Genomic DNA, 25,778 nt, shown 5'->3' on the forward strand with positions numbered 1-25,778 from the left:
GAAAAGAATCCACTTTTTCGGAACATAATCCGTTCAAAAGGTTTTTGCCAAAATTTTATAATTAAAGCGTTTACAAAAGCTGTGCAGCGAGTCCAAATTTGGTTTGAATGGAGGAAATGAAATGACAAGGAAACAGGTGAGAGGGTCATTGCTTGCAATCATTCTTCTACTATCATCCATACTCCAAGCGTGTGGAGGCGGCGGAACATCAGAAGGCGGGGAGCCCGGAAGCGGCGAGAAGGTCAAGATTAAATGGGCGACCTGGGGAAATCCCGGGGAGCTTAGCCGCTTTCAGGAGCTCACGAAGGACTTTAATAAGAATCACTCGGACATTGAGGTCGAATTTATTCCGATTCCGGGCGAGTATGATCAGAAAATATTAACCCAATTAACAGGTGGGACGGCCCCGGATATCTTCTATGCAGGGGACGCCCTGGTCGTGAAACTGATCGAGAATCAGAGCATTGAGAATTTGACGCCGTATATGGAAGCACCGGAAAGCGTGATCAAGAAAGAGGATTATTTCGAAGGCTTGTGGGGCGCAGCCGTGCGGGATGATCAGACCTTCGGGGTACCGGTGGACTGTAACCCGATGGTGCTGTGGTACAACAAGAAGGTGCTGAAGGAAGCAGGGATCACCGAGATGCCGGCCGATCTTCAGGCGAGCGGACAGTGGACCTGGGACAAATTCAAGGAGATGTCGGACAAGATCCGGGACAGCAAAAAGTACGGCTACGTGCTGGATAACTCCTGGAACAGCTACCACAGCTGGGTTACTTCCAACGGCGGCCGGGTGTATGACGACGAAGGGAACTTCGTGGCGGCTTCGGATCCGAAGGCGATGGAGGCGTTCCGCTTCCTGTACGACAACGTGAAATCCAAAAACATCACCTTCTCCGGCACGCTTCCTAAAGGGCAGGGTGGGGATGCCATGTTTATGTCCAACCAAGTTGGATTCGTTGCTGCAGGCCGCTGGTACTTGCCGCTGTTCAAGAAGAATCAAGGACTTGAATATGACGTGGTCACATGGCCAACCAATACCGGCAATAAGATCGAGCCGGCCGGTATCCCGACCGCATACATGGTGATGAACAAGGCATCGAAGAATAAGGAAGCGGCATACACCTTCTTCTCCGAGTACGTAAGTAAAGAGGGTCAACGTTTTCGCCTGCAGGGCGGCGGCAATGCTGTCCCGTCGGTACAGGGAACGGATGAGGTGGTGCTGGAAGGGAATCTGCCGGAGCATGCCCAGTTATTCCTGGACGCGCGTGAGATCGGGTATTCCCTGACTCCGTTCGAGGCCGGCATTCCCGGGCTTAGCCAGGATATTACGTCCAAGTTCGAGGCACTATGGCTGAAAGATCAGGATCTTGAAAGCTCGATGAAGGACATTCAGGATATGGCTAACAAGAAAATTCAAGATTACAAGAGCGGCAAGAATTGATCCAGCTCTGGGGAGGAACGGTGAGATGAAATGAACACGCAGCCTGCAGGAAGCTCCGGCGCCGCTCCTTCTCCGGAGCGGTTTCCGGAGAGGAGAACGACCTTAAAGAGCAAGACGTCCGATGGTTTATGGGGCTACTTTTTTATCTTTCCCCAGATGATCGGCTTGATCGCTTTTTCATTGATCCCGCTCATCTCGGCTTTTGTCATCAGCATGATGAACTGGGACGGCATGGGTGCCAAGAAGTTTATCGGTCTCCAAAATTTCGTGTCCCAGCTTCAGGATGAGGAGTTCCACATCGCACTGGTGAACACGGTGTATTACACGATTCTTTCGGTACCGACAGGCATCGTTCTGGCCATGCTGGTGGCGGTAGGCTTAAACCGGGTTCGCGGGAAGATTCTGTACCGGCTGATCTACTTCATGCCGAACATTACGATGTCCGTTGCCGTTGCCGTCGTGTTTATGTGGCTGTTCAACGCCGACTTTGGCCTTATTAACATGTACTTGCAGCAGTGGTTCGGGATAACGGGCCCCTCCTGGCTGACGGATTCCAGGTACGTGATGCCTTCAATTGCCCTGCTGAGCGTCTGGATGGGGCTGGGAGGCAATATGGTGCTGTTCCTTGCCGGGCTTCAGGGCATATCGAGAAGTTATTACGAGGCGGCCGAGATTGACGGTGCCGGCAAATGGCAGCAGCTGATCTATATTACGATTCCGCTGCTGTCCCCGACGACCTTTTTCGTAACGATCATGTCCATTATCGGTTCCTTCCAGGTGTTTGACCAGTCGTTTGTCATGACTTCCGGCGGACCGGCGAAGGCCAGCTATACGCTTGTCTATCACATCTATGAGACGGCCTTTGCGGACTTCACCTTTGGCAAGAGCACGGCGTCGGCGGTCATCCTGTTCGTGATGATCCTGTCGCTCACCTTGTTCCAGATGAGGATGTCCAAGCGGTGGGTGCATTACGAAGACTGACGGTCGAACCTTTAGGAAGGAGGGAAAATGAATGATACATCGGGGATTGAGGATGTCCACCGTAGTGCTGCATATCGTGCTGATCATAGGCGCGTGTATGATGGCCTTGCCGTTTGTCTGGATGGTGCTCAGCTCGCTCAAGGATTTGTCGCAAGTATTCGTCGTGCCGCCCAAATGGATTCCTGACCCGTTCATCTGGTCCAATTACAAGGATTCGCTGACGGCGCTGCCGTTCGGGCGCGCGTATTTTAACAGCTTCTACATCAATATGATCGTTGTGGTTTCACAGCTGATTACCTGTTCCATGGCGGCCTATGCGTTTGCCAAAATCACGTTCCCGTTCCGGGAGCCGCTGTTCATTCTGTTTCTAGCTACCATGATGGTGCCGGGACAAGTGACCATCATTCCGCTCTATCTGATCATGAAAAATATCGGATGGCTGGATACACATCTGGCGATTATCGTCCCTTCGGCACTTCTCAACGCCTTCGGGGTGTTTCTGCTCCGGCAATTCTTCAGAGGCATTCCGAAAGAAATGGAGGAGGCGGCCATCGTGGACGGCGCGAACCGCTGGACGATATACACCCGGATTATGCTGCCTTTAATCAAACCGGCTTTATCGGCACTCGGGATTTTTACCTTCCTCGGGATGTGGAACAACTTCTTTAACCCGCTGATTTTTCTCAGCAGCACGGATAAGTTTACCGTGCCGATGATGCTGAATTTGTACCGGGGCATGTATTCAACGGATTGGACGCTCATGATGGCTGGAGCATCCATTGCGCTCATCCCGGTCCTCATCGTATATATCATCGGTCAGAAATATATTATTGAAGGCGTTACTTTATCCGGGATTAAGGGATAGGTGAGCTTAATCAGCCCGTAAGCGGAGCTCCTTGAATGAGGAACCCGCTAACGGGTTATTTGTGTTCTGACCAGAATCAAGATGGAGTACAAGCAAGGTACAAATACGCTTCATGTGAATGATTTGTCAGCTGAAGAACGGCTTCTGCTCCAGAAGAGGGTCATGGCTGAGGCGGAAGGAGAACTGTGCCAATATAAAGCAGCCGAGCTGCAGTATATTTTCACAGATATACTAGTATGGTAGTATAAGGTAAAATGGGTGCGCTTACATAATTACGCTCGTGAAGGGGGACGAGGATATTGTTCAATGTACTTCTGGTGGATGATGAACCATGGGTCCTAGAGGGACTTCGAACCATGATCGACTGGAACCGGTTTGGATTTCAAATATGCGGAGAAGCTCTGAGCGCTCCAGAAGCGCTAAAGTTAATGGAACAGTGGAAGCCCGAACTGGTGATGACGGATATACACATGCCAGTCCTGAACGGCCTTGAATTGATTGAGCACAGTAAACGGATACTGCCTCTTCCTCCGAAATTCGTTATTTTGAGCGGTTATGATGATTTTGGATATGCACATCAAGCCATGCGCCAACGGGTCGCCGAGTATTTGCTGAAACCGATAGATGACGAGGAGATCGAAGCTGTGCTTGCCAAGCTCAGCCATGAGATCCGGGAAGAACGAGACGCTGAACGCAGCCACCGGAAGAAGGCGGGCCTTGCCGTCCATTATTTGTTGAACCGGTTAATTCAGGATGAGCTGAGCCATGATTTGGCCGAGAAAGCGCGCAAAGCGATGTTAATCCAGGGCAAGCCGCTGCTGCAGTGCCTACTGATTGAGGCGGAGATTATTGAAACGGGAGTGGATTGGATCGAATGGATGGCCGATTATGGGCCCGAGAGCTCGCTGGGATGTTTCCAGGACAACAGCGGGAGCATCGGAGTGGTGCTTCATGTGGAGCATTCGACTCCGGATGATGTTATGGAGACCGCGCTTCAATTGCAATCCGCTCTGGCCCAGGAGCTGAAAGGACCGGTTATCGCAGCGTTAAGCGGAATGGGGACAGGAATTCAGGCGATTGGAGAGCTTTACAGGCAAAGCGCGGAGGTGCGTGATGATAAACGGAGCCAAGGCAGAAGCGGCGTGTTTTGTTATCAAGAGTGGAGGAGGGGCGAGCACCTCCGGGGGCTACCCTTCGGATGGATAGACGAATTGTTTTTTGTGATTATGGCGGGGGAACAAGCGTCCATCGAGTCATGCTTGGCGCGGATTTATGCAGCCATGACTGATCACCTGCCCCACCTGAGGGCTCTTCAAGCTGATGTGGCCGATCTGGAATTGAAGCTGTGCCGAAGGATCGCGGAGATGAAGGGAGATCCGGATCTTTTCATGAACCGGCTGCAAGGGGAGCTTGGACATCTGGGTGAAGCTTGCCATAACGCAGCGTTAAAGAATTATTTGCGGCTGCTCTCGTTCGAGGCCGCTTCGCAGTTGGCCGAGTTAAGAAAGCTTAACGAGCACAACACCATTTTTCAAGTGATTCAGTATGTCGACAGAGAATATCGAAGCAAGCTTCAGCTTCAGGATTTGGCACGGCATTTTCATATGAACGCCACTTATTTGGGACAGCTGTTCAAGAAGCATGCAGGCAAGCCGTTCAAGGAATATCTGAATGACAAGCGGATCGAGGAGGCCAAGCTGCTGCTGAAACGTAGCGGCATGAAGGTTTCCGAGGTTGCGCTCCATGTCGGGTTCCCGAACGCGGACTATTTTATCCATAAGTTTAAGCTGACAACCGGGATACTGCCCTCGAATTACAAGAATCATGTTGAAAGCAAGCAGCGCTAAACCGGGAGGGTGCCTTCATGAAGAGGATGTTCAGGCTGGGGAATTTCGTGAACGATATTCCGCTGAAAACTAAATTTTTTCTTATTTTTGTCATTGGGGTACTGCTGCCTATTCTGGTGGTCAACCTCATCTTTATGGATCGGATGTCGGAGCTGATTCGGGAGAGAGAGGAGCAGAACCTCGATATCTCGATGGAGCGGGCTAGGAAGGATATCCATAATTTCATCGACGGAGGGGTCGCTGTAAGTCATGCGCTGAGCACAGATAAGACCCTTTACGAAATGCTCGACCGTGAATATGAGTCCCAGTTGGACTTCTACGAGACCTTTGATGAGCAGCTCCGGAACCGGGTAACCAGCTACATACCGGTTAACAACCAGATTCAGCGAATTAGCATCTTTACCGAAAATTCCACCATTGTGTCCGGCGGCAATTATCATGTGATCGACGATAACGTGCTTGAGAGCGACTGGTATGCGTTGTGGAAGAGTTCGGCCCATCCTGTGCTGGTGGCGGCATATAGGGCTACGGAGGCAAACAACTCGGCTTCGACGGTTCCATATTTAAGCGTCATTGAGAAGATGGATTATTTTGATAGCTATGCTACCTATGAGAAGCTGCTTCGCATCGACATAGACCTGAGCAAGATCTATGACGTCATAGTACGGGAACGCGATTACCTGGATATGTATTTGGTCAACGAGAACAATGAGATTATTATGTCGGCAAGCAACGGTTATGAAAGAGGGAAGTACAGCGCATATTCGAAGTTTGATCTGGGGCAATACGATGAAGAGGATCGGCATGTGTTCTCGATCGGAACAGCCAGGTACGTGAAGGGATGGAAGCTGATCGGCATCAACCGGGGCAGCCGGATCACGAGCGCCATGCTGGATATGCAGCTGTTTACCGTCGTATTGGCAGCGGTTGTTACGCTGGTTGCGGCGGTCTTTATTACCGTTATGCTCCGGTCCTACAATTACCGGGTGAAGCGTTTGTCCCGTCATATGCAGAAGGTGAGCAACGAGAAATTCGACTTGATTGAACTGGACGAAGGCCGGGACGAGATCGGCGGACTCATCCGGAATTTTAATCAGATGACAACGAAGATGAACTCCCTTATCAACAATGTGTACAAGCTGGAGATTCAGAAGAAGAGCCTGGAGATGGAGCGGGTTCGGGCTGAATTAAACTTTTTGCAGAGCCAGATGAATCCCCATTTCCTGTTCAATACCCTGAATGCGATATTGGTGGTCTGCACGAAGAACCGTTACATGGAAGTGACGGATATTATCAAAAGCTTGTCCAAGCTGCTTCGCAGACTGCTGAGCTGGAGAGAGGATCTGGTCTCCGTGGAGGAGGAATTCAGATTTATCGAAATGTATCTCAAAATCGAAAAATTCCGCTTTCGGGATAAATTCGAATATCAATTCAACATCAACTTGGAAGCGCTTCATTATAAAATTCCGAAAATGAGCATTCAGCCGCTCGTTGAGAATGCATGCAAATATGGTCTGCAGGCGATGGATGGAGCCGGGTTGGTGACCATAAGCGCTTCGGTTGCCCACGACTACCTTCGCATCGTCATAACGGATAACGGTAAGGGAATCGAGCAAAGCAAGCTACGGGACATTATTCTCTCGGTCCGTAACGAGCAGTTCTCGGGCAACAGCTTCGGCATTCGAAACGTATATCGGCGGCTGGAGCTGTACTACGACGATCATGTCATTTTCAACATTGCCAGCACGCTGAATCAAGGGACAACCGTTTCCTTCGAGATTCCGATCCGGCTGCTGGAGTTTCAGGAACATGAAGGCGGAGGGGAGGAGAACCATGCCATTCAAAGTGTTGTTGATCGATGACGAACCGGGTGCGCTGGAAGGGCTGGCGCTGTGGATCGATTGGGAACGCCTGGGGTTTAGCGTCTGCGGAACTGCCGGCAACGGAGTGGAAGGCTTGAAGATGATTCATGGGCTTGCGCCGGATTTGGTCATTACCGATGTGAAGATGCCGCTAATGGACGGACTTCATATGATTGAAACCTGGCAGCAGCATCACCATGACAGCGGCGTGAAGTTTGCCATTATGAGCGGCTACAGTGAATTTGAATATGCAAGGAAGGCATTGCGGCATGGCATCCATCACTATATGCTGAAGCCTATTATCGCAGAGGAAGCCGAGGAGGAGCTCGGCAAGATTCATGCAGAGCTAATGCAGGAGCATCGCAGATTAAGCCTGAGCGTGATTGCTAAGAGGGAAGAGGATGTTTCGCTGATCAAGCAATCGCTCCTGGAGATGCCGCTTCGGGCTAGCAGCCTGTCGAAGCTTCAGGTTATATCCTCCGCCCATCAAGAGTGGAACGTATGTCTGATCCAGGCCGAGTCTGCCTTGTTTCCTGACGTCAGGGAAACCGTCGCCCGCTTGTCCGCCCAAGCGAATTCGGAGTATGTCATCGATCTGGAACCGAACCGGCTTGGTTTGGTGTACGGCTATTCTCCTGACAAAGGGATCGTACCCTCGGGCACGATCCGCGAGCTGCTCCGCCGTTTTGAAGGTCAACGGGTGCTTATGGGTGAAGGAGAAGGGAGGCCTTCTCTGATGTTGATCCATCATTCCTACGGGACCGCCAAGGAGGCTGTCGAGCATACATTTTATGATACGGATAATGGCCGGGTTATATCTTATCTAGAGGCACGGGATCGGCCGTTTCGTTATCATTACCCCACAAGTCTGTTGGATGAGGTCATCAGGTCCGTGGAGCTTCTCAGCAAGGATGATTTCCGTGAGGCTACCATATTGGCGGCATCCAGGCTTCGGGAGCAGCGAATTGCACCAGTCATCGTGAAGAAAATGGTCATCCATGTTCTATATAAGATCAGGAGCCTGGTGAAAGAGACTGGAGGCGGGGAAGATCATATCCTGTCAGCTAAAAATAATATAACCGAGTTAACAAACGGGACGACCCATTTGGACGATTGGTTCAGGGAACTGATGCGCTGCGGGGAAGCAAGCATCGAGCTTCTTCTCAAGGAGCAGGCCCGGCAAGCGCAAGGCGTAATCCAGGAGATTAACGATTATATTCGGCTGCACTACCGCGAGAATCTGACGATTAAGCGATTGGCGGAGCTTTTTTATCTGCACCCCGTCTATCTCGGCCAGCTGCTGATGCGTAAAAATGGGATCGGCTTCAACGAACTTATACATAATTTGCGGATCGAGGAAGCGGTCGCGCTGCTGAAGCAGAACAAGCTGAAGAACAGTGAGATCGCCGAAAGGGTCGGCTACAGCCATTACAATCAATTCCTTAAGCATTTCGAAAAAAGATGGGGCATGGCACCGAATGAATTCAAGAACAGGATGTTCTAAAGTTTTTAAGGTTAATGCTTTAATTATAGTATAGTCCGCCTTTGAAAGCGCTCTTACAATATAGATAGGTTACACGCAGAGGCATTTTAACCAACGGTGTAACCACATTATGACGGAGGTGCTTTTATGGGGGGAAAGACAAAATCATGGCTTCGGCTCAGCACGGTGTTGCTGTTGTCGCTTAGCATCGTCCTTACAGGCTGCGGGGGCGGAAACGGGAATAACGGGGCCAAGCCGGAACCAAAGGACTCCGCTGAACAAACAACACCCGGGACGGACGGGAATAAGGTCGAACCATTTGAGGTGAGCGTTTTTATTGGGGAGGCTGGGCAGCAGCCGACACCGGATAACAAAATCTATAAGAAAATCAAGGATGAACTCGGCGCCACCTTTAACTTTGAGTTTCTGGCCGGCGATATCAATCAGAAACTGGGCGTTATGATTGCCGGTTCCGATTATCCGGATATGATGACCGGAAATACGAAGCTTACAGCGGCAGGCGCTTATATTCCGCTGGAAGATCTGATTGAAGAGCATGCTCCCAACTTGAAAAAGCATTATGAAGACTACTGGAACATGATGAAGGACCCGAATGACGGACATATCTATATTCTTCCGAATTATGGCGTGTTCAACGGCAAGCTGAACAGCACATGGTATTCGGGTCCGGCATTCTGGATTCAGAAGGCCGTGCTGGAGGAGTTCGGATATCCGAAGGTAAAGACGCTGGACCAATATTTTGATTTGATCGCCAAATATAGAGAGAAATATCCGACGATTGACGGCAGCCCGACGATCGGGTTCGAGATCCTGAATTATGACTGGAGAAACTGGGGGCTGTTCAATGCGCCGCAGCATCTGATCGGACATCCGAACGATGGCGGCGTCGTCGTTAAGAATGGCGCTGCCGAGGTGTTTGCCAACAAGGATTATGCTAAGCAGTACTATCAGAAACTGAACGAGATGAATGCGCAGGGCCTGATTGATAAAGAGACCTTCGTGCAGAACTATGACCAGTATCTGGCCAAGCTGTCCAGTGGGACGGTGCTGGGGATGTTCGACCAGCACTGGAACTTCCAAAACGCAGAGAATTCCCTGATTACGCAGGGCAAGGATGAAAGAACGTATGTAGGCCTTCCGCTGGTCTACGACGAGAGCATCAAGGATCACTACCGCGACCGGGGGCCGCTGAACCTGAACAATGGCTTCGGCATCAGCGTGAATGCCAAGGATCCGGTCAAAATCTTGAAGCTGCTCGACGCCTTGATTATGGAGGATTGGCAGAAAGTATTGAGCTGGGGAATCGAAGGCGAGGATTACATCGTGAATGAGGAAGGCCGCTTTATGAAAACGCAGGAGCAGCGTGATGCGTTTACAGACGGGACCTGGAAATTGGCGAACAAAGCGGATGCCTTCTTCGGCTTCGCGCCAAAAATCGAAGGAAGCTTCAGTGACGGCAACGCCACGGATGCGGCGGCTCAGCCTGAGGAGTATAAAGCCGGCCTGAAGGAATACGACAAGAAGTTCCTGGAAGCTTACGGCTTTGACAGCTACGTGGACTTCTTCAGCGAGCCGCCGGAGAATGAGGTGGCCTACCCGGCATGGACCATCGATTTGGTTGAAGGATCAGAAGCGAAGGTGGTCAATACGAAGCTGAATGACCTGTCTACCAAATACCTGCCGAAGGCCATCCTGGCTAAACCGGCTGATTTTGAATCGGCATGGAGCGAGTATACGGCCGAAATCGGAAAGATCAACATCAAAGCCTATGAAGATCGAATTAACGAACAGATCCAATGGAGAATCGACAATTGGAGCAAATAACCGGTTGAAGATCAGAGGGTGGAAGGCGAGCTATTGGCCTTCCACTTTCTAAAATTAAGGTTGGTGGGGAGAGCAGCTTGATATGGATGAGACCTTAGCGAAAAAAAGAGCCATGCGAAATCCCAAGAGGGGAAAGAAACAGCCCATCACATGGACCCTCATCAAAAATCAGAAGCAGCTGATCATGATGTCGGTCCCGTTGATGCTGTACATTATCCTGTTTGCCTACGTTCCCGTATGGGGCTGGACGATGGCTTTCCAGGATTACAAGCCGGCCAGGGACTTCGGGCAACAGACATGGGTGGGGCTGAAGCACTTCAAATTCCTGTTTACGGACGACAATTTCTTGCGCGTGCTGCGCAACACGGTAGGCATGAGTATGATCAACCTTGTGCTTGGGTTTGTTACTGCCATTATTTTGGCGCTGCTGTTAAACGAAATCAAAAAAGTGTTTTGGAAACGAACCGTTCAGACCATTTCGTATTTGCCTCATTTTTTGTCCTGGATTATCGTAACGGGCATCGTGGCTACCTCACTGGCCTCGGATGGGATCATCAATGATCTGTTAATGAAGCTGCAGATCATCCAGGAGCCAATTCTTTGGTTGAGCGAAGGCAAATATTTCTGGGGCATCGTCGGGAGCTCCCATGTTTGGAAAGAGGTGGGCTGGAACACGATCATCTACTTGGCTGCCATTGCCTCCATTGATCCGGCACTCTACGAAGCCGCCGAAATTGACGGGGCCAGCCGCTATCGCAAGATGCTCCATGTGACACTGCCCGGCATCAAGGCAACCATCGTGATCCTGCTGATTATGTCCATCGGACACATCCTTGAAGCCGGATTCGAAGTGCAGTATCTGCTTGGCAACGGGCTTGTGGTGGATTGGGCGGAGACGATCGATATCTTCGTACTGAAGTATGGAATTGCGCAAGGGAACTACTCGATGGCAACGGCCGGCGGGATCTTCAAGACGGTGGTCAGCGTCACTATGCTGCTGCTTGCCAACTGGACCGCAAAGCGGCTTGGGGAAGAGAGGTTGTTATAGACATGGGAAATCAGCAGCTCAGCCCGCCAAATGCGGCAAACGCTCCCGTGAAGAAAGATATCGTCAGAACGCGCGTGGAGCCGTTTCTGTTTAATACGTTTAACACTGTATTTATGGTCTTCCTCGTGATCGTGACGCTGTACCCGTTCCTGAACACGATTGCGGTGTCGTTCAACGCGGGGAACGATACGATCCGCGGCGGAATCTACCTGCTCCCGAGAGAGTGGACGTTGCAAAATTACAAGGCTGTATTCGCTTCGGGAACGATTTATGACGCATTCTGGATCACGGTCGCTAGAACCGTGCTCTCCACCGTATTGAATATCTTCCTGACGACGATGCTGGCTTACACGTTAAGCCGGCGCGAATACGCCTTCCGCAAGCCGATTACGCTTGTATTTGTGTTAACGATGTACTTTAACGCCGGTTTGATTCCGGGTTATTTTCTCATCAAGGATCTGAATTTGCTGAACAGCTTCTGGGTATACATCCTGCCGTCCATGGTAAGTGCCTTCAATCTGATTGTGATCCGAACCTATATCGGCACCCTTCCCGAAAGCCTGGTCGAATCCGCAAGAATCGATGGCGCGGGGGATTTCAAAATCTTCATGCAAATCATCTTCCCGCTGTGCAAGCCGGTGCTTGCCACGATCGCGCTATTTGTTGCAGTAGGCGCATGGAACACATGGTTTGACGCGTTCCTGTATACGTCGTCCACGCAGAAGCTGAGCACGCTGCAGTATGAGCTCATGAAGCTGCTGTCGTCGAGCATGAATTCCAACAGCAATCCGAATGTGGCCGCTGGAGCAGGCATGACCCAGGATTCTGCCGCCGCCATGGTAACGCCGTTGTCCATACGGGCGGCCGTAACGGTCGTGGCTTCTGTACCCATTCTGGTGGTGTATCCGTTTTTGCAGAAATATTTCGTTGTTGGTTTGAACGTGGGCAGCGTCAAAGAATAACCAAGAATTCGATAAAAGACAGACTAAATATGCAACGAATGAGGAGGCAAGCATTCCGTGTCTAAGAGAACCATCATTAGGAAGATCAGCCTGATGCTGATCGCGTCCCTGCTGCTCATTCCGCCCAGCTGGAGTGTGGCGGCAGTTGAACCGGCCCATACGCCCGCTGATCAGAATCTGGTGATTCACCATCATTTTGATGGCGGGACGGAGGGGTGGTTTAAGCGAGGGACGGAGACGGTGACTTCCGCGACCTATGCCTATGAAGGGACAGGGAGTTTATTGACGGAGGGAAGGACGGAGACTTGGAACGGACCTGGGTTTAATCTAGCCGCCACGAATCGAATGGACAAAGGAGCTACCTATGAAATTTCCGCATTTGTCCATCTGAAGGAGGGTACCCAAGGGTCTCAGAAGCTTCAGCTTGCCATGCAGCAAACCGGAGCTGAGCCGGAATACGTGAACTTCAGCAGTGCGGTCGATGCAACTGCCGACGGGTGGGTAGAGGTGAAAGGCCATTATAAATACGATGCTAACGCTTCAGCCCTGCAGGTTTATCTGCAAAGCCCGAGCAGTCCGGACGCTGCTTATTATATGGACGAATTCAAGGTTCGGTTGATTGAGCCGGCACCAGACCCGGGGAATGGGGTACCGGGAGGAGAGAATACGGTCGTATGGGATTTTGAAGACGGAACGACGATGGATTGGGGACCACGCGATTCGGAGACCGTAGAAGCTGTGCCAGAAGCTGCCCATAGCGGCGGCTACGGATTAAAGGTCCATGATCGGACAAACAACTGGAACGGACCCAGCCAAGACGTGAAAGGCATCATGGTGAGCCAAAAAACGTATACGATCTCAGCCTATGCGAGGCTTGAGCAGGCGCCTGCCGCTCCGGTCAAAATATCGCTTTCGATGGAGAACAAAGCGGCGGGCGCAGCGGACACATCCTATACGACCCTCGCCTCAGCCTCGGCGAGCGGCACGGAGTGGGTGGAGCTGAAAGGAACCTTCGGCTTCAGTTCGGATATGGAAACATTGAAGCTGTATATGGAAACCTCGGATCTTTCCAATTTCTATATCGATGACATTAAGATAGCACTGCCGGGCTCCATTCAGACGGATATTCCCGCACTGAAGGATGTGTACCAAGAGTACTTCGAGATCGGGGCAGCCGTTGAACCCAAGCATCTGTCCGGCGTGCACAAGGAGCTTCTCGATTACCATTACAATTCGCTTGTTGCCGAGAACGTGATGAAACCGGAATCTCTTAGTCCGAGCGAAGGAACCTATAACTTTACCAATGCGGATTTGATCAGGGATTATGCCAGGGATCATGGCATGAACCTTCGGTTCCATACGCTGCTGTGGCACCAGCAAGGAGCCGAATGGATGCTGAAGAATGATCAGGGCCATTATCTCGAAGCCACGCCGGAGAATAAAGCGCTTGTCCTTCAACGGCTGGAAGCTTACATCCATGAAGTGGTCGGTCGTTACAAGGATGACGCCCGGGATTGGGACGTCGTGAATGAGGTCATTGACGAAGGGCGTCCGGATGGCATGCGAGACAGCCAGTGGTACCGGATAACGGGACTCGATTATATCCGGACCGCATTTCATGCAGCGCGTGACGCTGCCGGCCCTGAGGCCAAGCTCTACATCAACGATTACAGCACGCACAATCCGAAGAAGCGTGATTACCTGCTGAAGCTTGTGAAGCAGTTGAAGGCCGAAGGCGTTCCGGTCGATGGCGTGGGCCATCAAACGCACATCAATATAAGCAGGCCGTCCATCCAGCAAATCTCGGATTCCATCCGGATGTTCGGCGAGGCGGGTTTTGACAATCAGCTTACCGAGCTGGACATTTCGGTGTACACGAACAATACCGACGTCTACCAGACCGTTCCTCAGGAATTGCTCGACAAGCAAGGCTATCGATACAAAGAGCTGTTTGAAGAATTGAAGCGGCTGGACCAAATGGGCGCTGATGCAGGTGTGGAGGGGGGCTGGATCAGCAATGTCACCCTTTGGGGGATTGCAGACGACCATACCTGGCTGCATGATCGTCCCGCGGGGACGGGCCGCCAGGATGCCCCGTTTCCTTTTGACAAGCAATATCAGGCCAAACCTGCTTATTGGGGAATGGTCGATCCTTCCCGATTAACGATCGTGAGAAAGACCGGAACGGCTATTGAAGGTACAGCAGTCATCGACGGACAACCGGATTTTGCATGGAATCTGGTTCCGGCACTTAAGACGGAGCAGCTAGGATCGTTATCTGCTGAATTTAAGACATTATGGGACAAGGAGCATATGTATGTCAGGGTTGACGTGAAGGACGGATCGATATCTCCAGGAGATCAGGTTGACATCTTCGCTGTGGTGAACGGTACCCTGCAAAAAGCCCGGATTCAGCGTGGAGCCGCCAACACGGCAGAGACCGCTGGTGGTTACGCAGGGGAAGCGCTGCTTCCGCTTAACGGAGAAGGATCGCTGGGCGGCGACATTTATTTCGATATCAGAGTAACGGATTCCGGTACGGATGACGGCTCCGAGCATGGCAAGAATGGGGCGATGGTGTCCTGGAGCGATCCAAGGCATGCCCAGGAGAGCGATCAGACCGGACTCGGCATTCTTACGCTCGCTGCCGCGCCGAAATCGGCCCAGGCCCGCTATGGCACCCCGAAGGTTGACGGCGAGCTCGATGGTATCTGGAAGGATGCCGGGGAACTGGCAACAAACGTGTGGGTCGAGGGAATCAGCGGCGCGACCGCTACATTCCGGACTCTGTGGGATGAGAATCACTTGTACGTTTATGCCGTCATTAGCGACAGCTTGTTATCGGATGCGAGTTCCAACGTATGGGAGCAAGATTCGGTAGAGATTTTTGTGGATCAGAATAATGGAAAGACGGATGTTTACGAAGAAGATGATGGTCAGTACCGGATAAACTTTAACAATGTGCGTTCCTTTGGCGGTCATGCGGGCGAGGATAACTTTACATCCGCAGCGAAGGTAATCGACGGGGGATATGTCGTTGAAGCAGCGATCGGCCTGGATAAGATTAAACCTCAGAAAGGGACTGTGATCGGGTTCGATTTTCAGGTGAACAACGATGAAGACGGCCAAGGTACAAGAGACAGCGTGGCCATATGGTCGGATCCGACCGGCCAATCCTATCAGAACACGACCAGATTCGGCGTGCTGGAATTTACGAAGAGCTCCGCTCCCGGCGGAGGAGATGGAAGCGGCGGCGAACATAACAGCGGCGGTAACGTAGGAAGCGGTGGAACTGCGGGCGGTGGCGGAAGCAGTACGAGTCCAGCTCCAAGGACGCCTTCACTCGAAATCCGGAACCATGACGGGCGGATCGCGGTTGGAGTCTCGAGCCTAATGCTTCAGCAGGCATTGGAAAGGGCAGTGGCTGGAACGGACGGAACGAAGCGGACGCTTGTAGACGTTCCGGTGCAGAAAGGAGCCCAGTCCTATGATATTCAGCTGCCGGGTAAGTGGCTGCTGGGGAATCCGCAGGCAGTTCTCGTAGTCCAAACGGAGTTTGGTACGCTGGAAATGCCAAGCGTGTTGATTCAGGGGACCGGTGTAACGGATACGGAAACCGTAACGCTACGTCTGGAGAAAGCGTCGGGCGGCAGCCTGGATGCGGCCCTTCGCGAGAAGATCGGCGATCGTCCGGTGTTCCGGGTAGAGGTTCTTGCTGGCGAGCGGGCTTTGTCCTGGAAACAGGGCACGCCTCGTCTCATCTGGTCGGTGCCTTATTCCCCCACCAAGGAAGAGCTTGCACGAGCGAATCATATCATAGTTTGGAATATCGACTCTAACGGACGCGGGGTTCCGCTTTCCAACAGCCGGTATAATTCCGCAGATGGGATCGTTCGTGCTGCGCTGCCGCATGGAGGCACGTTTGAAGTCGCTTCCGCGTTCAAGACGTTTCATGACCTGAAGCATGTGCCATGGGCGATCGATGCGATCGAAACGATGGCATCTCGCGGGATCATTCAAGGTGAGACCGAAACGAGATTCAATCCGTTGAACCCGATTACTCGAGCCGAATTCCTCGTTATGCTCGTACACGCGTTGGAGCTGGAGGGCTCGGACGAAGGCCGGGCAGCGTTCGGAGATGTTTCGTCTTCGGCATATTATTACGAAGACGTGCAGATTGCCGCAGAGCTTGGGCTGGTCCAAGGTGTCGGAGGAAACCGTTTCGTGCCGGACACGCCAATGAAACGCCAGGACATGATGGTGATGACGCAGCGTGCTCTGGAGGCAGCCGGCAAGAAGCTGGAAGGACAGGGGTCTCTGGATTCTTTTGCTGATGGGGATCAGGTTGCCGAGTATGCCAAATCGAGTGCAGCGGCGCTTACAGGTTCGGGCATCGTGAGCGGCATGAACGGCAGCATTGCGCCTAAGGCGTACTTTACGCGTGCTCAGGCTGCGGTGATCCTTGACCGGATTTGGAATTGGAATGATTAAGGCTGTGAATCGTTAATATGATGATCGAACGTGAACGATGAAAGTCAGCATGTAAGTAGAATGAATTGGAGGCCAACCGTGAGCAACGGGCTGGCCTTTTTCGTGTAGATGCCGATCAGGCTAGGTGGACCGTACGCTATAAATCATGGAGGAAAGGCCAATCCTTTTCTAGCAAATGACGTCTATCTTCTTGCTTTCTTGGAAAACCTATTCATAGATTCAAGATTCCAAGTTACCGCTATCTAATAATCTATGAATATAGGTTGGAGGTTGATGTTCTTGTTTAGTTCATCCGTTCATGCTGAAGAAGCAAATCATCCGGAGTGGGCACCTGAGCTTCTGGGGAGGGTTACCAAACGGATCGGGAGTGTCATTGTCGGACATGAGGAGCAAATCTCCTTAACGATGATTGCCTTACTGGCCGGAGGTCATGTGCTGCTGGAGGACGTGCCGGGAGTCGGGAAGACCATGCTGGTGAAGTCGGTGGCTGCGTTAATCGGCTGTGATTTCAGTCGCATTCAGTTTACGTATGATTTGATGCCAGGTGATATTACAGGGGCGTCGGTCTATTATCCGCATACGGGAGAATTTGTATTTAGGCCCGGACCCGTGATGTCTAATATTGTGCTGGCCGATGAAATTAACCGGGCATCGCCACGGGCACAATCCGCGCTGCTGGAGGCGATGGAAGAGGGGCGCGTCACCGTGGACGGCCATACGTATCCGCTGCCGACCCCCTTCTTCCTGCTGGCAACGCAAAATCCCTATGAATATGAAGGGACAAGCCGTCTGCCGGAGGCGCAGCTGGACCGCTTTTTGATGAGATTATCGCTGGGATATCCCAATATAGAAGGCGAATTGGAGCTGCTGGAGCGGGGGATGGGCAGTTCCAGACTGGACGATCTGAAGCCCCTTATGATGGGATCTGAGCTCATCCGGATGCAGCAGATGGTTTCCCGTGTATTTGTGGATGACACCATAAAACGTTACATGGTCAGTGTGGCCGATGCTTCCCGAAAACAGCAGGGCGTGACCCTGGGGATTAGCCCGAGAGGGACATTGGCGTGGCTTCGCGCTTCACAGGCGGCTGCGTTTCTGACAGGACGAATGTATGTCATCCCGGATGACTGCCTGCGTGTTGCCGTACCGGTGCTGACCCACCGGATTCATCTGTCTCATGAGGCACGCGCTGCCGGTGTAACTACTTATGAAATGGTGGAGTCCATCATTACGAGGTTTGATCTGCCGCGCCAGCGAAGCCGGAAGGGAAATCCGTCGTGAGACGCCGTCTGATGGAATGGTCGAGAGGAGTGGCCATCTGGTCCGTTTCGTTGGGCCTTTATGTTTGGTTAGGCGGGGAATCGCTGCGGCTTGTATGGTGGGCATCCACGATTCTATTGCTTGGCGGGGCTTTAACGAGCTTGCTGGGCCCAAACCGAATCACCATATCACATACAAGCTTTCCTTCGTGCATACAGGCGGGAGATTCTGCTCAGATGACGGTTCAAGTAACCTATCGTTCCCTTCTGCCCGTGCCGTGGCTTATCATAACCAACCGGATCGGCAGCAGGGAGTATCGCAAGCTGCTGTTCCCGGGCATGAAGCGAAGGCTCGAGTATACCTACAGACTGAACCAGGTTCCCCGCGGAGTCTGGTCTTCGATCTATAGCGAGGTGGAATGGGGCGATATGTTCGGCTGGTTCAGGACAAGCCGGAGTGTGGAAAGCGATACAGCCGGCATGATCGTGCTGCCAAGGCCCTCCGCGTGGCCGGAGGCCCAGGTGCCCATGCATGGAAGCGATATGGACATGGAAGATGAACGGGTACGCTTCAAGGTTTGGAATGAAATGAGAGGATCGGGCGTGCGCGACTATGTTCCCGGCGATCCTATGAACCGGATTCATTGGAAGAATTCCGCGAAGCTCGGACGCCTGCAATCCTTCATGCCGCATGAGGGTTATGGATCAAGACAGGGGGTTGTCCTGGATACATCGCTCCAAGGGTATGCAGGTCTTGGAGCCTTGAAACCGGAGGATGCATTTGAAGACGCGGTATCTGCGGCAGCAGGATTTGTATCTCGGCTCATCCGCTACAAATTTCCCTATCAACTATGTATGGATGGGGATGGGATGGAGGATCGGCGGATCGAATACAAGGGTGTGTTCAAGGCGCAGCAGGATACGTTAGTACCGTTTGCCTCCGTTCAGCTAACCGGGAAAGATCCTTTACGGAACCGAAGTTTCGAGAAGTCTCTATCTCCCTCGCAAAAGAATACAGATTGGGCGATTATCACAGGTGTTTTTCATCAGGGAGCGGCTGTTGCAGCGATCAATCTGCTGAATGCTGGAAGCAGAAAGGTTACCATCTTCTGTACGCAAAGTGTAAAGCGCTTGAAACCGGCTGGAAATTCAAGCTCATGGGTTAGTCCAAATAGTCCAATGGAGAATCAGGCGCAGCCAGAATGGGCACGAGAGTTCTTCAGCAAAGGCGGGAGACTGGTTTATTTGCATGAACAGCCGACAGAAGGGAAGCCAATGCAGATAGGAGGTGCCGGCCATGATCGAACCGGAAAGCTCGCCCGTTAGGGAAGGAGGCCATCGGAAGACCAGTATATCCGGAGCCCATAGTGTACCCCATATTTTCGTCTCCCGATTGTCGCACGGAACGCTTCTTCATCGCATATTGATTACTCTGCCGGTTATGGGACTGCTGTCAGAGTGGCTCTTGCCACTTCGGGATGCAGGGGACATGGGCGGCCACCTTATGTTGCAAACCTTATTCATCTGGGCTTTATTCTTGCTGCTTCAAGGATTGTTTACGCTGCGAGGCTGGGTATGGCTGCCGCTGAACGCTGTTCTGGTGGTCTGGCTGTGTGCCCGATTGTTTGAATATAGCGATCCGCTGGCTTGGTTATCCGATTATGCTTCGGCTATACTTCCGGGTGACGTTTCGATATTCGGAAATGTGTGGGAGTTTACTGCCTTAAGCCAGGAGACGAGAACGATCATCCTGCTTGTCGGCTGGGCTATCATGGTATCCGCGGTCCATATGCTGGCTTTGTATCGCCGAACCCTGTGGTTGTTTGGCGGTTCGACGCTGGTTTATTTAGCAGTGCTCGAATCTGCCATGGAGGAGAGCGTATACCGTGATATGCTGCGGGCTGTATTGTATATTTTGCTGGCCCAGGGCATGATGCTGATTCTTAAGCTGAAGCAGGAAACCGTTGAGGGGACCCATAGGGGAGCGGACATCCCTGAGCCTGTTCGATCCGGCCGCTTGTCTGGGCTGCCTGTGCTTCGCTGGAGTCTGGTGGTGGTGCTTGCTTCCTGTCTAATCGCCGGAATGACCCGAGTGGGAGGAGCTTTTAGCGAGCCTGCGGCGGGTATGGGATTAACGGTATCCGAAATGGCGGAACGTATGACGGGATGGGGGGATCGGCTCTGGAGAAACGCGGAACCGTCGATTCCTGCCTCTCAGGTTGCCGGATACACTTCCGAGGGAAAAGATTTGGGGGGTCCGCTGACGCTGAGTGATGCGTTGTATTTTACCGCGCAATCGCCTGAACCGACTTATTGGCGGGGGGATACGTATAACCGGTATGACGGACGGAAGTGGGATGCGGATCCTTCCATCCGCAAGCCCGTCAAGCTATCCGAAGACCTGAGCCACATCCTGCCCTATTGGGAGCGTCCTTCCGGAGACAGGCTCGTCCAGACACTGACTTTTGAACAAGATACCCCGATCCAGTCCGTGCTGTCCGGAGGCATTATTACCCGCATAAAGGAGATGCATTTCTCCAAAGAGAGAGGTACACCGAGGCTTGCCGTTGACAGGCTGTCCGAAACGGTATCCTTGCAAGGCGAGAGGGCGGTATCCGGTTATACGATAGAAACAGTATATAGTCAGCCGGAGGAGCAGTCGCTCCGCAGTGCAACTAACAACGATCCCGAATATATGAAGGAGATGTACCTGCAGCTTCCTGAGGAGCTGCCCCTCAGGGTGAGGGATTTAGCGCAGAAGATCACATTGGACGCTGAGAACAGGTATGAAAAGGCGAAAGCTATCGAATCCTATTTGGAGAAGAACTATACGTATACGTTGCAAACATCCGTGCCACCGGAGGGCCGGGATTTTACGGATCACTTTTTGTTTGATACGAAGGAAGGGTACTGCGTTCATTTTGCTACGACAATGACCGTCCTGCTCCGATCTGAAGGCATCCCCGCACGCTACGTGACCGGATTTGCACCGGGTGAGCGGGTAGCAGGTACGGTTGATCGTTATGAGGTGGCCCAAAAGAATGCGCATGCATGGGTTGAGGTTTTTTTTCCGGGACAAGGCTGGGTGATGTTTGATCCGACCCCAGGCTTTGGCATCGAGCAGATATCCACTCCTCCGATTGCCGGTGATTTTGGTTCTGCCGGGCTTAAGTACTGGAACAGCATGTGGAATTCCATGCTTTACGGCGTCGTTAAAGTACTCTTTTTGATAGCCGCCATCGGTCCTGTGATGTTTGGGGGCGTTCTACTATTGATTCTTCCCATCCTTGTGGCAGTTGTTTATCAAATGCCGACCGTGCGCCAAAGCTTGACCTTCATGAGGATGGCCAGAACGATAGCGATAAGCAGGCGGGAGGAGCTCGTATCGGCCTCGGTGTGGGTTTGGGACAAGCTCCAGCGAAGATTTGGAGATGTGGAAAGAGGGCAGACCATGCGTCAATACGTCAATGCTTTGTCGATTGCCGATGTCGAATTCAGGGCGGAGCTGGAGCAGTTTGCGCAGCGCTGGGAGCGGGCGGCATACCATGATAAACCGTGGTCCCGTACCGAAAAAGTACTCTTTTTACGCCAATGTATTCGAATTGTCAAAAAACTGGCATGAAAACAAAAGGCCCTCTTTCTTGACGGTATGAATTCGGGTTGCGTATAATTAATTTCATTAATCAAGGGAGGCCCGGTAATGAATAAGCCTAATGAAATCATCGTCGTTTTGGACTTCGGTGGACAGTACAACCAACTTATAGCACGACGCATTCGCGATCTTGGCGTTTATAGTGAGCTTCTGCCATACAACACGCCCGCTGAGAAAATCAAAGAACTTTCCCCGCGCGGCATTGTTTTCTCAGGAGGTCCTTCCAGCGTGTATTCCGAGAATGCACCGCATGTGGACCCAGCCATCTATGATCTGGGACTGCCGATTTTCGGCATTTGTTACGGCATGCAGCTGATGGCTCAACAACTGGACGGAAAAGTAGAACGTGCTTCGAAACGCGAATACGGTAAAGCCGAATTGGAATTTGCTCCGAACTCGACGCTTGTCAAAGGGATTGAGCAAAAACAAACCGTGTGGATGAGTCATGGTGATCACGTGGTATCACTGCCTACCGGCTTTAAGCTGGATGCAGGAACGGAATCCGCTCCGATCGCTGCGATGAGTAACGAGGATAAGAAGCTGTACGGCGTGCAGTTCCATCCGGAAGTTCGTCACTCCGTCCATGGTAATGAAATGATCAAAAATTTCTTGTACGAAGTGTGCGGTTGTGAAGGCAACTGGAGCATGGAGACTTTTATCGAGGACCAGGTTCGTGAAATCCGCGAAGTTGTCGGCGAGCAAAAAGTGCTGTGCGCGCTGAGCGGCGGCGTTGATTCCTCCGTTGTGGCCATGTTGATTCACAAGGCAATCGGTGATCAGCTGACATGCATGTTCATTGATCATGGACTGCTGCGCAAAGGCGAGGCTGAGAGTGTTATGGAAACCTTCGTTGGCAAGTTTGATATGAAGGTCGTTAAGATTGACGCTCAGGAACGCTTCTTGTCCAAGCTGAGAGGCGTAGACGATCCGGAGAAAAAACGGAAAATCATCGGCAACGAGTTCATCTACGTATTCGATGAGGAGTCCAGCAAGTTTGATGATTTTGCATTCTTGGCACAAGGCACGCTGTATACCGATATCGTGGAGAGTGGTACGGACACGGCGCATACAATCAAATCCCACCACAATGTCGGTGGGCTGCCTGAAGACATGAAATTCACGCTGATCGAGCCGTTGAAAGCTCTCTTTAAGGATGAGGTTCGTAAAGTCGGCGAGGAGCTTGGTTTGCCGGATGAGATTGTTCACCGTCAGCCTTTCCCTGGACCGGGTCTTGCGATCCGCGTACTGGGCGAAGTAACGGAGGACAAGCTGCAAATCGTTCGTGATTCCGACTACATCCTGCGCGAAGAAATCGCGAAAGCGGGACTGGATCGCGAGATCTGGCAGTATTTCACGGCGCTTCCGAACATGAAGAGTGTCGGCGTAATGGGTGATGCACGTACGTATTCCTACACCGTAGGTATCCGTGCCGTTACCTCCATTGACGGCATGACAGCGGACTGGGCGCGTATCCCATGGGATGTGCTGGAGAAAATCTCCGTCCGCATCGTGAACGAAGTCGAGAACGTCAACCGTATCGTGTATGACGTGACGTCCAAACCGCCAGCAACGATCGAGTGGGAGTAGTTTATTTTCTGCTGTACTAAAACAAAAGCCTTCAATCCACATCTGTGGGATTGAAGGCTTTTTTATGTGTGGTTGTACCACACGAACTTTTTCCTGTATTCAATAGACGGATAGATGCCCATGGTTTTATTGTATGCATCTTTTGTGTAATAAGATCAATAATACGTTAAGGTGCAAATGTTAGGTGCGAGCGTTTAGGAGGTTGAGCCGAGTCCTAAAAGGAAGTTGAACCAAGATCGAGGAGGAAAAAGAATGAAAGCTATCGTCATTGATCGATATGGGGGAAAGGAGGAACTACAGGAAAGAGAAGTACCTACCCCTACACCACAAGCTCATCAGGTCTTAGTTAAGGTGGCCGCCACCTCGATAAATCCAATTGACTGGAAGCTCCGTGAAGGCTATTTAAAACAAATGATGGATTGGGAGTTCCCGATTATTTTAGGTTGGGATGTTGCTGGGACAATTTCAGAAATTGGGCACGAGGTAACGGATTGGAAATTGGGAGACGAAGTGTTTGCCCGTCCGGAAACGACTCGTTTTGGCACTTATGCCGAATATACTTTGGTGGATGAACACCTGCTGGCGCGTAAGCCTGCTGCTATTTCATGGGAGGAAGCCGCATCCGTTCCGCTCGCAGGGCTGACTGCTTGGCAGGCGCTTTTTACACATGGTGAACTGACCAAAGGAGAGAAGGTATTGATCCACGCAGGCGCAGGCGGTGTTGGGATGTTCGCTATCCAGTTTGCCAAACAAGCGGGAGCCTACGTTATTACGACCGCTAGTGAGCGTAATCATGAACTGCTGGCTTCACTTGGAGCTGATCAGATTATTGACTATCGCACGACCCCATTTCAAGATGTATTATCGGATGTGGATGTTGTGTTCGATACGATGGGCGGTGACGTTCAGAAGAACAGTTTTAAAGTGTTGAAAAAACACACCGGGCGAATCATATCGATTGTCAGCGATTTTGATGAGGAGCTGGTAAGAGAATACGACGTAACCGCCAAAAATATATGGCTGGATCCCAATGGTCAGCAACTTCAGGAAATAGCAGATCTGTTGGAGCAAAAAAAAGTAAGATCAGTAGTGGGAGCTACGTTTCCTTTTTCGCAAAAAGGGCTCTACGATGCCCAGGGATTAAGTGAGACCCACCATGCTGTCGGTAAAATAGCAATAAGTTTCTCCTGAGGAGCACACGATCCCAATTTCTCCCTGCGTGGGAAACAATCCGGTTTCGACTGCTTCTGCTACCATCGAGTGAAACACCTCCCGAACGGATTTCAGTGATCATGTGCGCCATATTCCATGGTGTATTTTGTCGTATGTAGTTCAGTTGTCCTAGAATCAATAGGTGGCGAAGCATCAATTTCCGAACATTTCTTTAAATTGACAAGCATAATATTCGCTTTTGTTATTGACAAGATTGGGCTTCTCGTCCTAGAATATGTGTAGAAACTGACATGACAACTACAAATAACGAGCTTTTTCGTATAATCCTGGGAATGGGCCCGGGAGTCTCTACAGGTCACCGTAATGATCTCGCTACGAAAAGAAGAGCGGCAATATAATGATGCGGACTCGTCCAGCATTCGAGATATCGGCCTGTTTATGGAGCGCCGCTCCATAAAGCAGCAGCCGGTTATTCGATAAGGGTGCTGCCTGGCAGCATGCGAATGATTGTTTTGCGGCTCTTTTTTCAAGCGATGGCCCTGGGGATTTATCCTTAGGGTCTTTTTGTATGTTGTCGGTCATTAATTTTAAGGGGGATATCTCTACAATGGAGCGTTTCTTTAAACTAAAGGAACACGGAACAAATGTAAGAACCGAGATTATCGCAGGCTTGACGACATTTATGACCATGGCTTACATCCTGCTGGTCAACAATCTGTTCCTGGGTCCTGATGGCGCAGGTATTCCGCAGGAAGGCGTATTTTTCGCTACTGCAGTAGGTGCCGGCCTTGTGACGATGGCGATGGGCTTCTTCGTTAACATTCCGGTTGCGTTGGCACCAGGTATGGGTTTGAACGCATATTTCATGACAGTTGTATTAAGCTCGAACGGAGCGATTACTTGGCAGGCCGCACTCGGTGCAGTATTTATCTCCGGTATTGTCTTCATTATTCTTACGGTTACCAAAGTCCGCCAAATGCTGCTGACTGCGGTTCCAAACAATTTAAAGATTGCCATTACGGTCGGTATCGGCTTGTTCATTACCATCGTTGGTCTTAAGCTGGGCAACATCGTGACGGCTTCCATTAACCCAGGAACGGATATTACTCATCCGGTACCAGGCGGTGCCTTCAATCTTGGTCTTGGGAATTTCATTCAGAACAAAGATACGCTGCTTGCGATAATCGGGCTGTTCCTGATCGCCATCCTGATGGTTCTCAAATTGAAGGGCGCTTTGCTTATCGGTATCGTGCTGACAACGCTGATTGGTATTCCAATG

Annotated in this window: 16 protein-coding genes and 1 riboswitch (1 of these 17 running past the window's edge); all 16 genes read left to right on the forward strand. The window is 51.4% G+C overall.

What is annotated here, in order from left to right:
- Positions 1-121: 121 nt before the first annotated feature.
- The gene (locus NYE54_RS04705) at positions 122-1,444 is read left to right on the forward strand and encodes a sugar ABC transporter substrate-binding protein (RefSeq protein ID WP_076325873.1); all 1,323 of its coding nucleotides are present in this window, start codon (positions 122-124) and stop codon (positions 1,442-1,444) included.
- A gap of 30 nt (positions 1,445-1,474) precedes the next feature.
- Complete coding sequence (locus NYE54_RS04710; RefSeq protein WP_339270399.1) at positions 1,475-2,425, forward strand: sugar ABC transporter permease; 951 nt, start codon at positions 1,475-1,477, stop codon at positions 2,423-2,425.
- A gap of 31 nt (positions 2,426-2,456) precedes the next feature.
- Positions 2,457-3,290, forward strand: coding sequence for a carbohydrate ABC transporter permease (locus NYE54_RS04715; protein WP_076325872.1), 834 nt, complete (start codon positions 2,457-2,459; stop codon positions 3,288-3,290).
- Between the two features lie 299 nt (positions 3,291-3,589).
- Positions 3,590-5,137: a helix-turn-helix domain-containing protein gene (locus NYE54_RS04720; RefSeq protein ID WP_339270401.1), complete on the forward strand. Its 1,548-nt coding sequence runs from the start codon at positions 3,590-3,592 to the stop codon at positions 5,135-5,137.
- Positions 5,138-5,154: 17 nt separating this feature from the next.
- Complete coding sequence (locus tag NYE54_RS04725) at positions 5,155-6,999, forward strand: histidine kinase (protein ID WP_339270403.1); 1,845 nt, start codon at positions 5,155-5,157, stop codon at positions 6,997-6,999.
- Positions 6,971-8,503 carry a response regulator gene (locus NYE54_RS04730; protein ID WP_339270405.1) on the forward strand — a complete coding sequence of 511 codons (1,533 nt, stop codon included), beginning with the start codon at positions 6,971-6,973 and terminating at the stop codon, positions 8,501-8,503. Before NYE54_RS04725 ends, NYE54_RS04730 begins: the two co-directional genes overlap by 29 nt.
- Before the next feature lie 126 nt (positions 8,504-8,629).
- Entirely contained in the window at positions 8,630-10,327 is a 1,698-nt protein-coding gene (locus NYE54_RS04735; RefSeq protein WP_339270407.1) for an ABC transporter substrate-binding protein, read from the forward strand.
- Between the two features lie 82 nt (positions 10,328-10,409).
- Positions 10,410-11,375, forward strand: coding sequence for an ABC transporter permease subunit (locus NYE54_RS04740; protein ID WP_339270409.1), 966 nt, complete (start codon positions 10,410-10,412; stop codon positions 11,373-11,375).
- A gap of 2 nt (positions 11,376-11,377) precedes the next feature.
- Positions 11,378-12,337, forward strand: a complete 960-nt coding sequence (locus NYE54_RS04745) for a carbohydrate ABC transporter permease (protein ID WP_339270411.1) — start codon at positions 11,378-11,380, stop codon at positions 12,335-12,337.
- A gap of 57 nt (positions 12,338-12,394) precedes the next feature.
- Entirely contained in the window at positions 12,395-16,828 is a 4,434-nt protein-coding gene (locus NYE54_RS04750) for an endo-1,4-beta-xylanase (protein WP_339270413.1), read from the forward strand.
- Between the two features lie 273 nt (positions 16,829-17,101).
- The gene (locus NYE54_RS04755) at positions 17,102-18,109 is read left to right on the forward strand and encodes a MoxR family ATPase (protein WP_339270415.1); all 1,008 of its coding nucleotides are present in this window, start codon (positions 17,102-17,104) and stop codon (positions 18,107-18,109) included.
- Positions 18,106-19,413 (forward strand): DUF58 domain-containing protein, encoded by a 1,308-nt coding sequence (locus tag NYE54_RS04760; protein ID WP_339270417.1) that lies wholly within the window; start codon positions 18,106-18,108, stop codon positions 19,411-19,413. The genes NYE54_RS04755 and NYE54_RS04760 overlap by 4 nt, the downstream gene beginning before the upstream one ends.
- Entirely contained in the window at positions 19,385-21,709 is a 2,325-nt protein-coding gene (locus tag NYE54_RS04765; RefSeq protein WP_339270419.1) for a transglutaminase domain-containing protein, read from the forward strand. The genes NYE54_RS04760 and NYE54_RS04765 overlap by 29 nt, the downstream gene beginning before the upstream one ends.
- A 78-nt stretch (positions 21,710-21,787) precedes the next feature.
- Entirely contained in the window at positions 21,788-23,326 is a 1,539-nt protein-coding gene (guaA, locus tag NYE54_RS04770; protein WP_076325868.1) for a glutamine-hydrolyzing GMP synthase, read from the forward strand.
- Between the two features lie 252 nt (positions 23,327-23,578).
- Complete coding sequence (locus NYE54_RS04775; RefSeq protein ID WP_339270421.1) at positions 23,579-24,517, forward strand: NADP-dependent oxidoreductase; 939 nt, start codon at positions 23,579-23,581, stop codon at positions 24,515-24,517.
- Positions 24,518-24,795: 278 nt separating this feature from the next.
- Positions 24,796-24,894, forward strand: a riboswitch (purine riboswitch).
- 212 nt (positions 24,895-25,106) lie between these two features.
- Positions 25,107-25,778: the start of an NCS2 family permease gene (locus NYE54_RS04780; protein WP_213647789.1), read on the forward strand. Its footprint extends 699 nt past the window's final position; 672 of the gene's 1,371 nt are visible here — the first part of the coding sequence; it begins with the start codon at positions 25,107-25,109; the stop codon falls past the right edge of the window.

The organism is Paenibacillus sp. FSL K6-1330 (assembly GCF_037976825.1).
Taxonomy (GTDB): Bacteria; Bacillota; Bacilli; order Paenibacillales; family Paenibacillaceae; genus Paenibacillus_AQ.

Excerpts from the sequence above, each read along its gene's own strand:
- NYE54_RS04715 (WP_076325872.1), top strand. The coding sequence starts at position 2,457 with ATGATACATCGGGGATTGAGGATGTCCACCGTAGTGCTGCATATCGTG.
- NYE54_RS04740 (WP_339270409.1), top strand. The coding sequence starts at position 10,410 with ATGGATGAGACCTTAGCGAAAAAAAGAGCCATGCGAAATCCCAAGAGG.
- NYE54_RS04730 (WP_339270405.1), top strand. The coding sequence starts at position 6,971 with ATGCCATTCAAAGTGTTGTTGATCGATGACGAACCGGGTGCGCTGGAA.
- NYE54_RS04765 (WP_339270419.1), top strand. The coding sequence starts at position 19,385 with ATGATCGAACCGGAAAGCTCGCCCGTTAGGGAAGGAGGCCATCGGAAG.
- NYE54_RS04705 (WP_076325873.1), top strand. The coding sequence starts at position 122 with ATGACAAGGAAACAGGTGAGAGGGTCATTGCTTGCAATCATTCTTCTA.
- NYE54_RS04710 (WP_339270399.1), top strand. The coding sequence starts at position 1,475 with ATGAACACGCAGCCTGCAGGAAGCTCCGGCGCCGCTCCTTCTCCGGAG.
- NYE54_RS04775 (WP_339270421.1), top strand. The coding sequence starts at position 23,579 with ATGAAAGCTATCGTCATTGATCGATATGGGGGAAAGGAGGAACTACAG.
- guaA (WP_076325868.1), top strand. The coding sequence starts at position 21,788 with ATGAATAAGCCTAATGAAATCATCGTCGTTTTGGACTTCGGTGGACAG.
- NYE54_RS04745 (WP_339270411.1), top strand. The coding sequence starts at position 11,378 with ATGGGAAATCAGCAGCTCAGCCCGCCAAATGCGGCAAACGCTCCCGTG.
- NYE54_RS04735 (WP_339270407.1), top strand. The coding sequence starts at position 8,630 with ATGGGGGGAAAGACAAAATCATGGCTTCGGCTCAGCACGGTGTTGCTG.
- NYE54_RS04755 (WP_339270415.1), top strand. The coding sequence starts at position 17,102 with ATGTTCTTGTTTAGTTCATCCGTTCATGCTGAAGAAGCAAATCATCCG.
- NYE54_RS04725 (WP_339270403.1), top strand. The coding sequence starts at position 5,155 with ATGAAGAGGATGTTCAGGCTGGGGAATTTCGTGAACGATATTCCGCTG.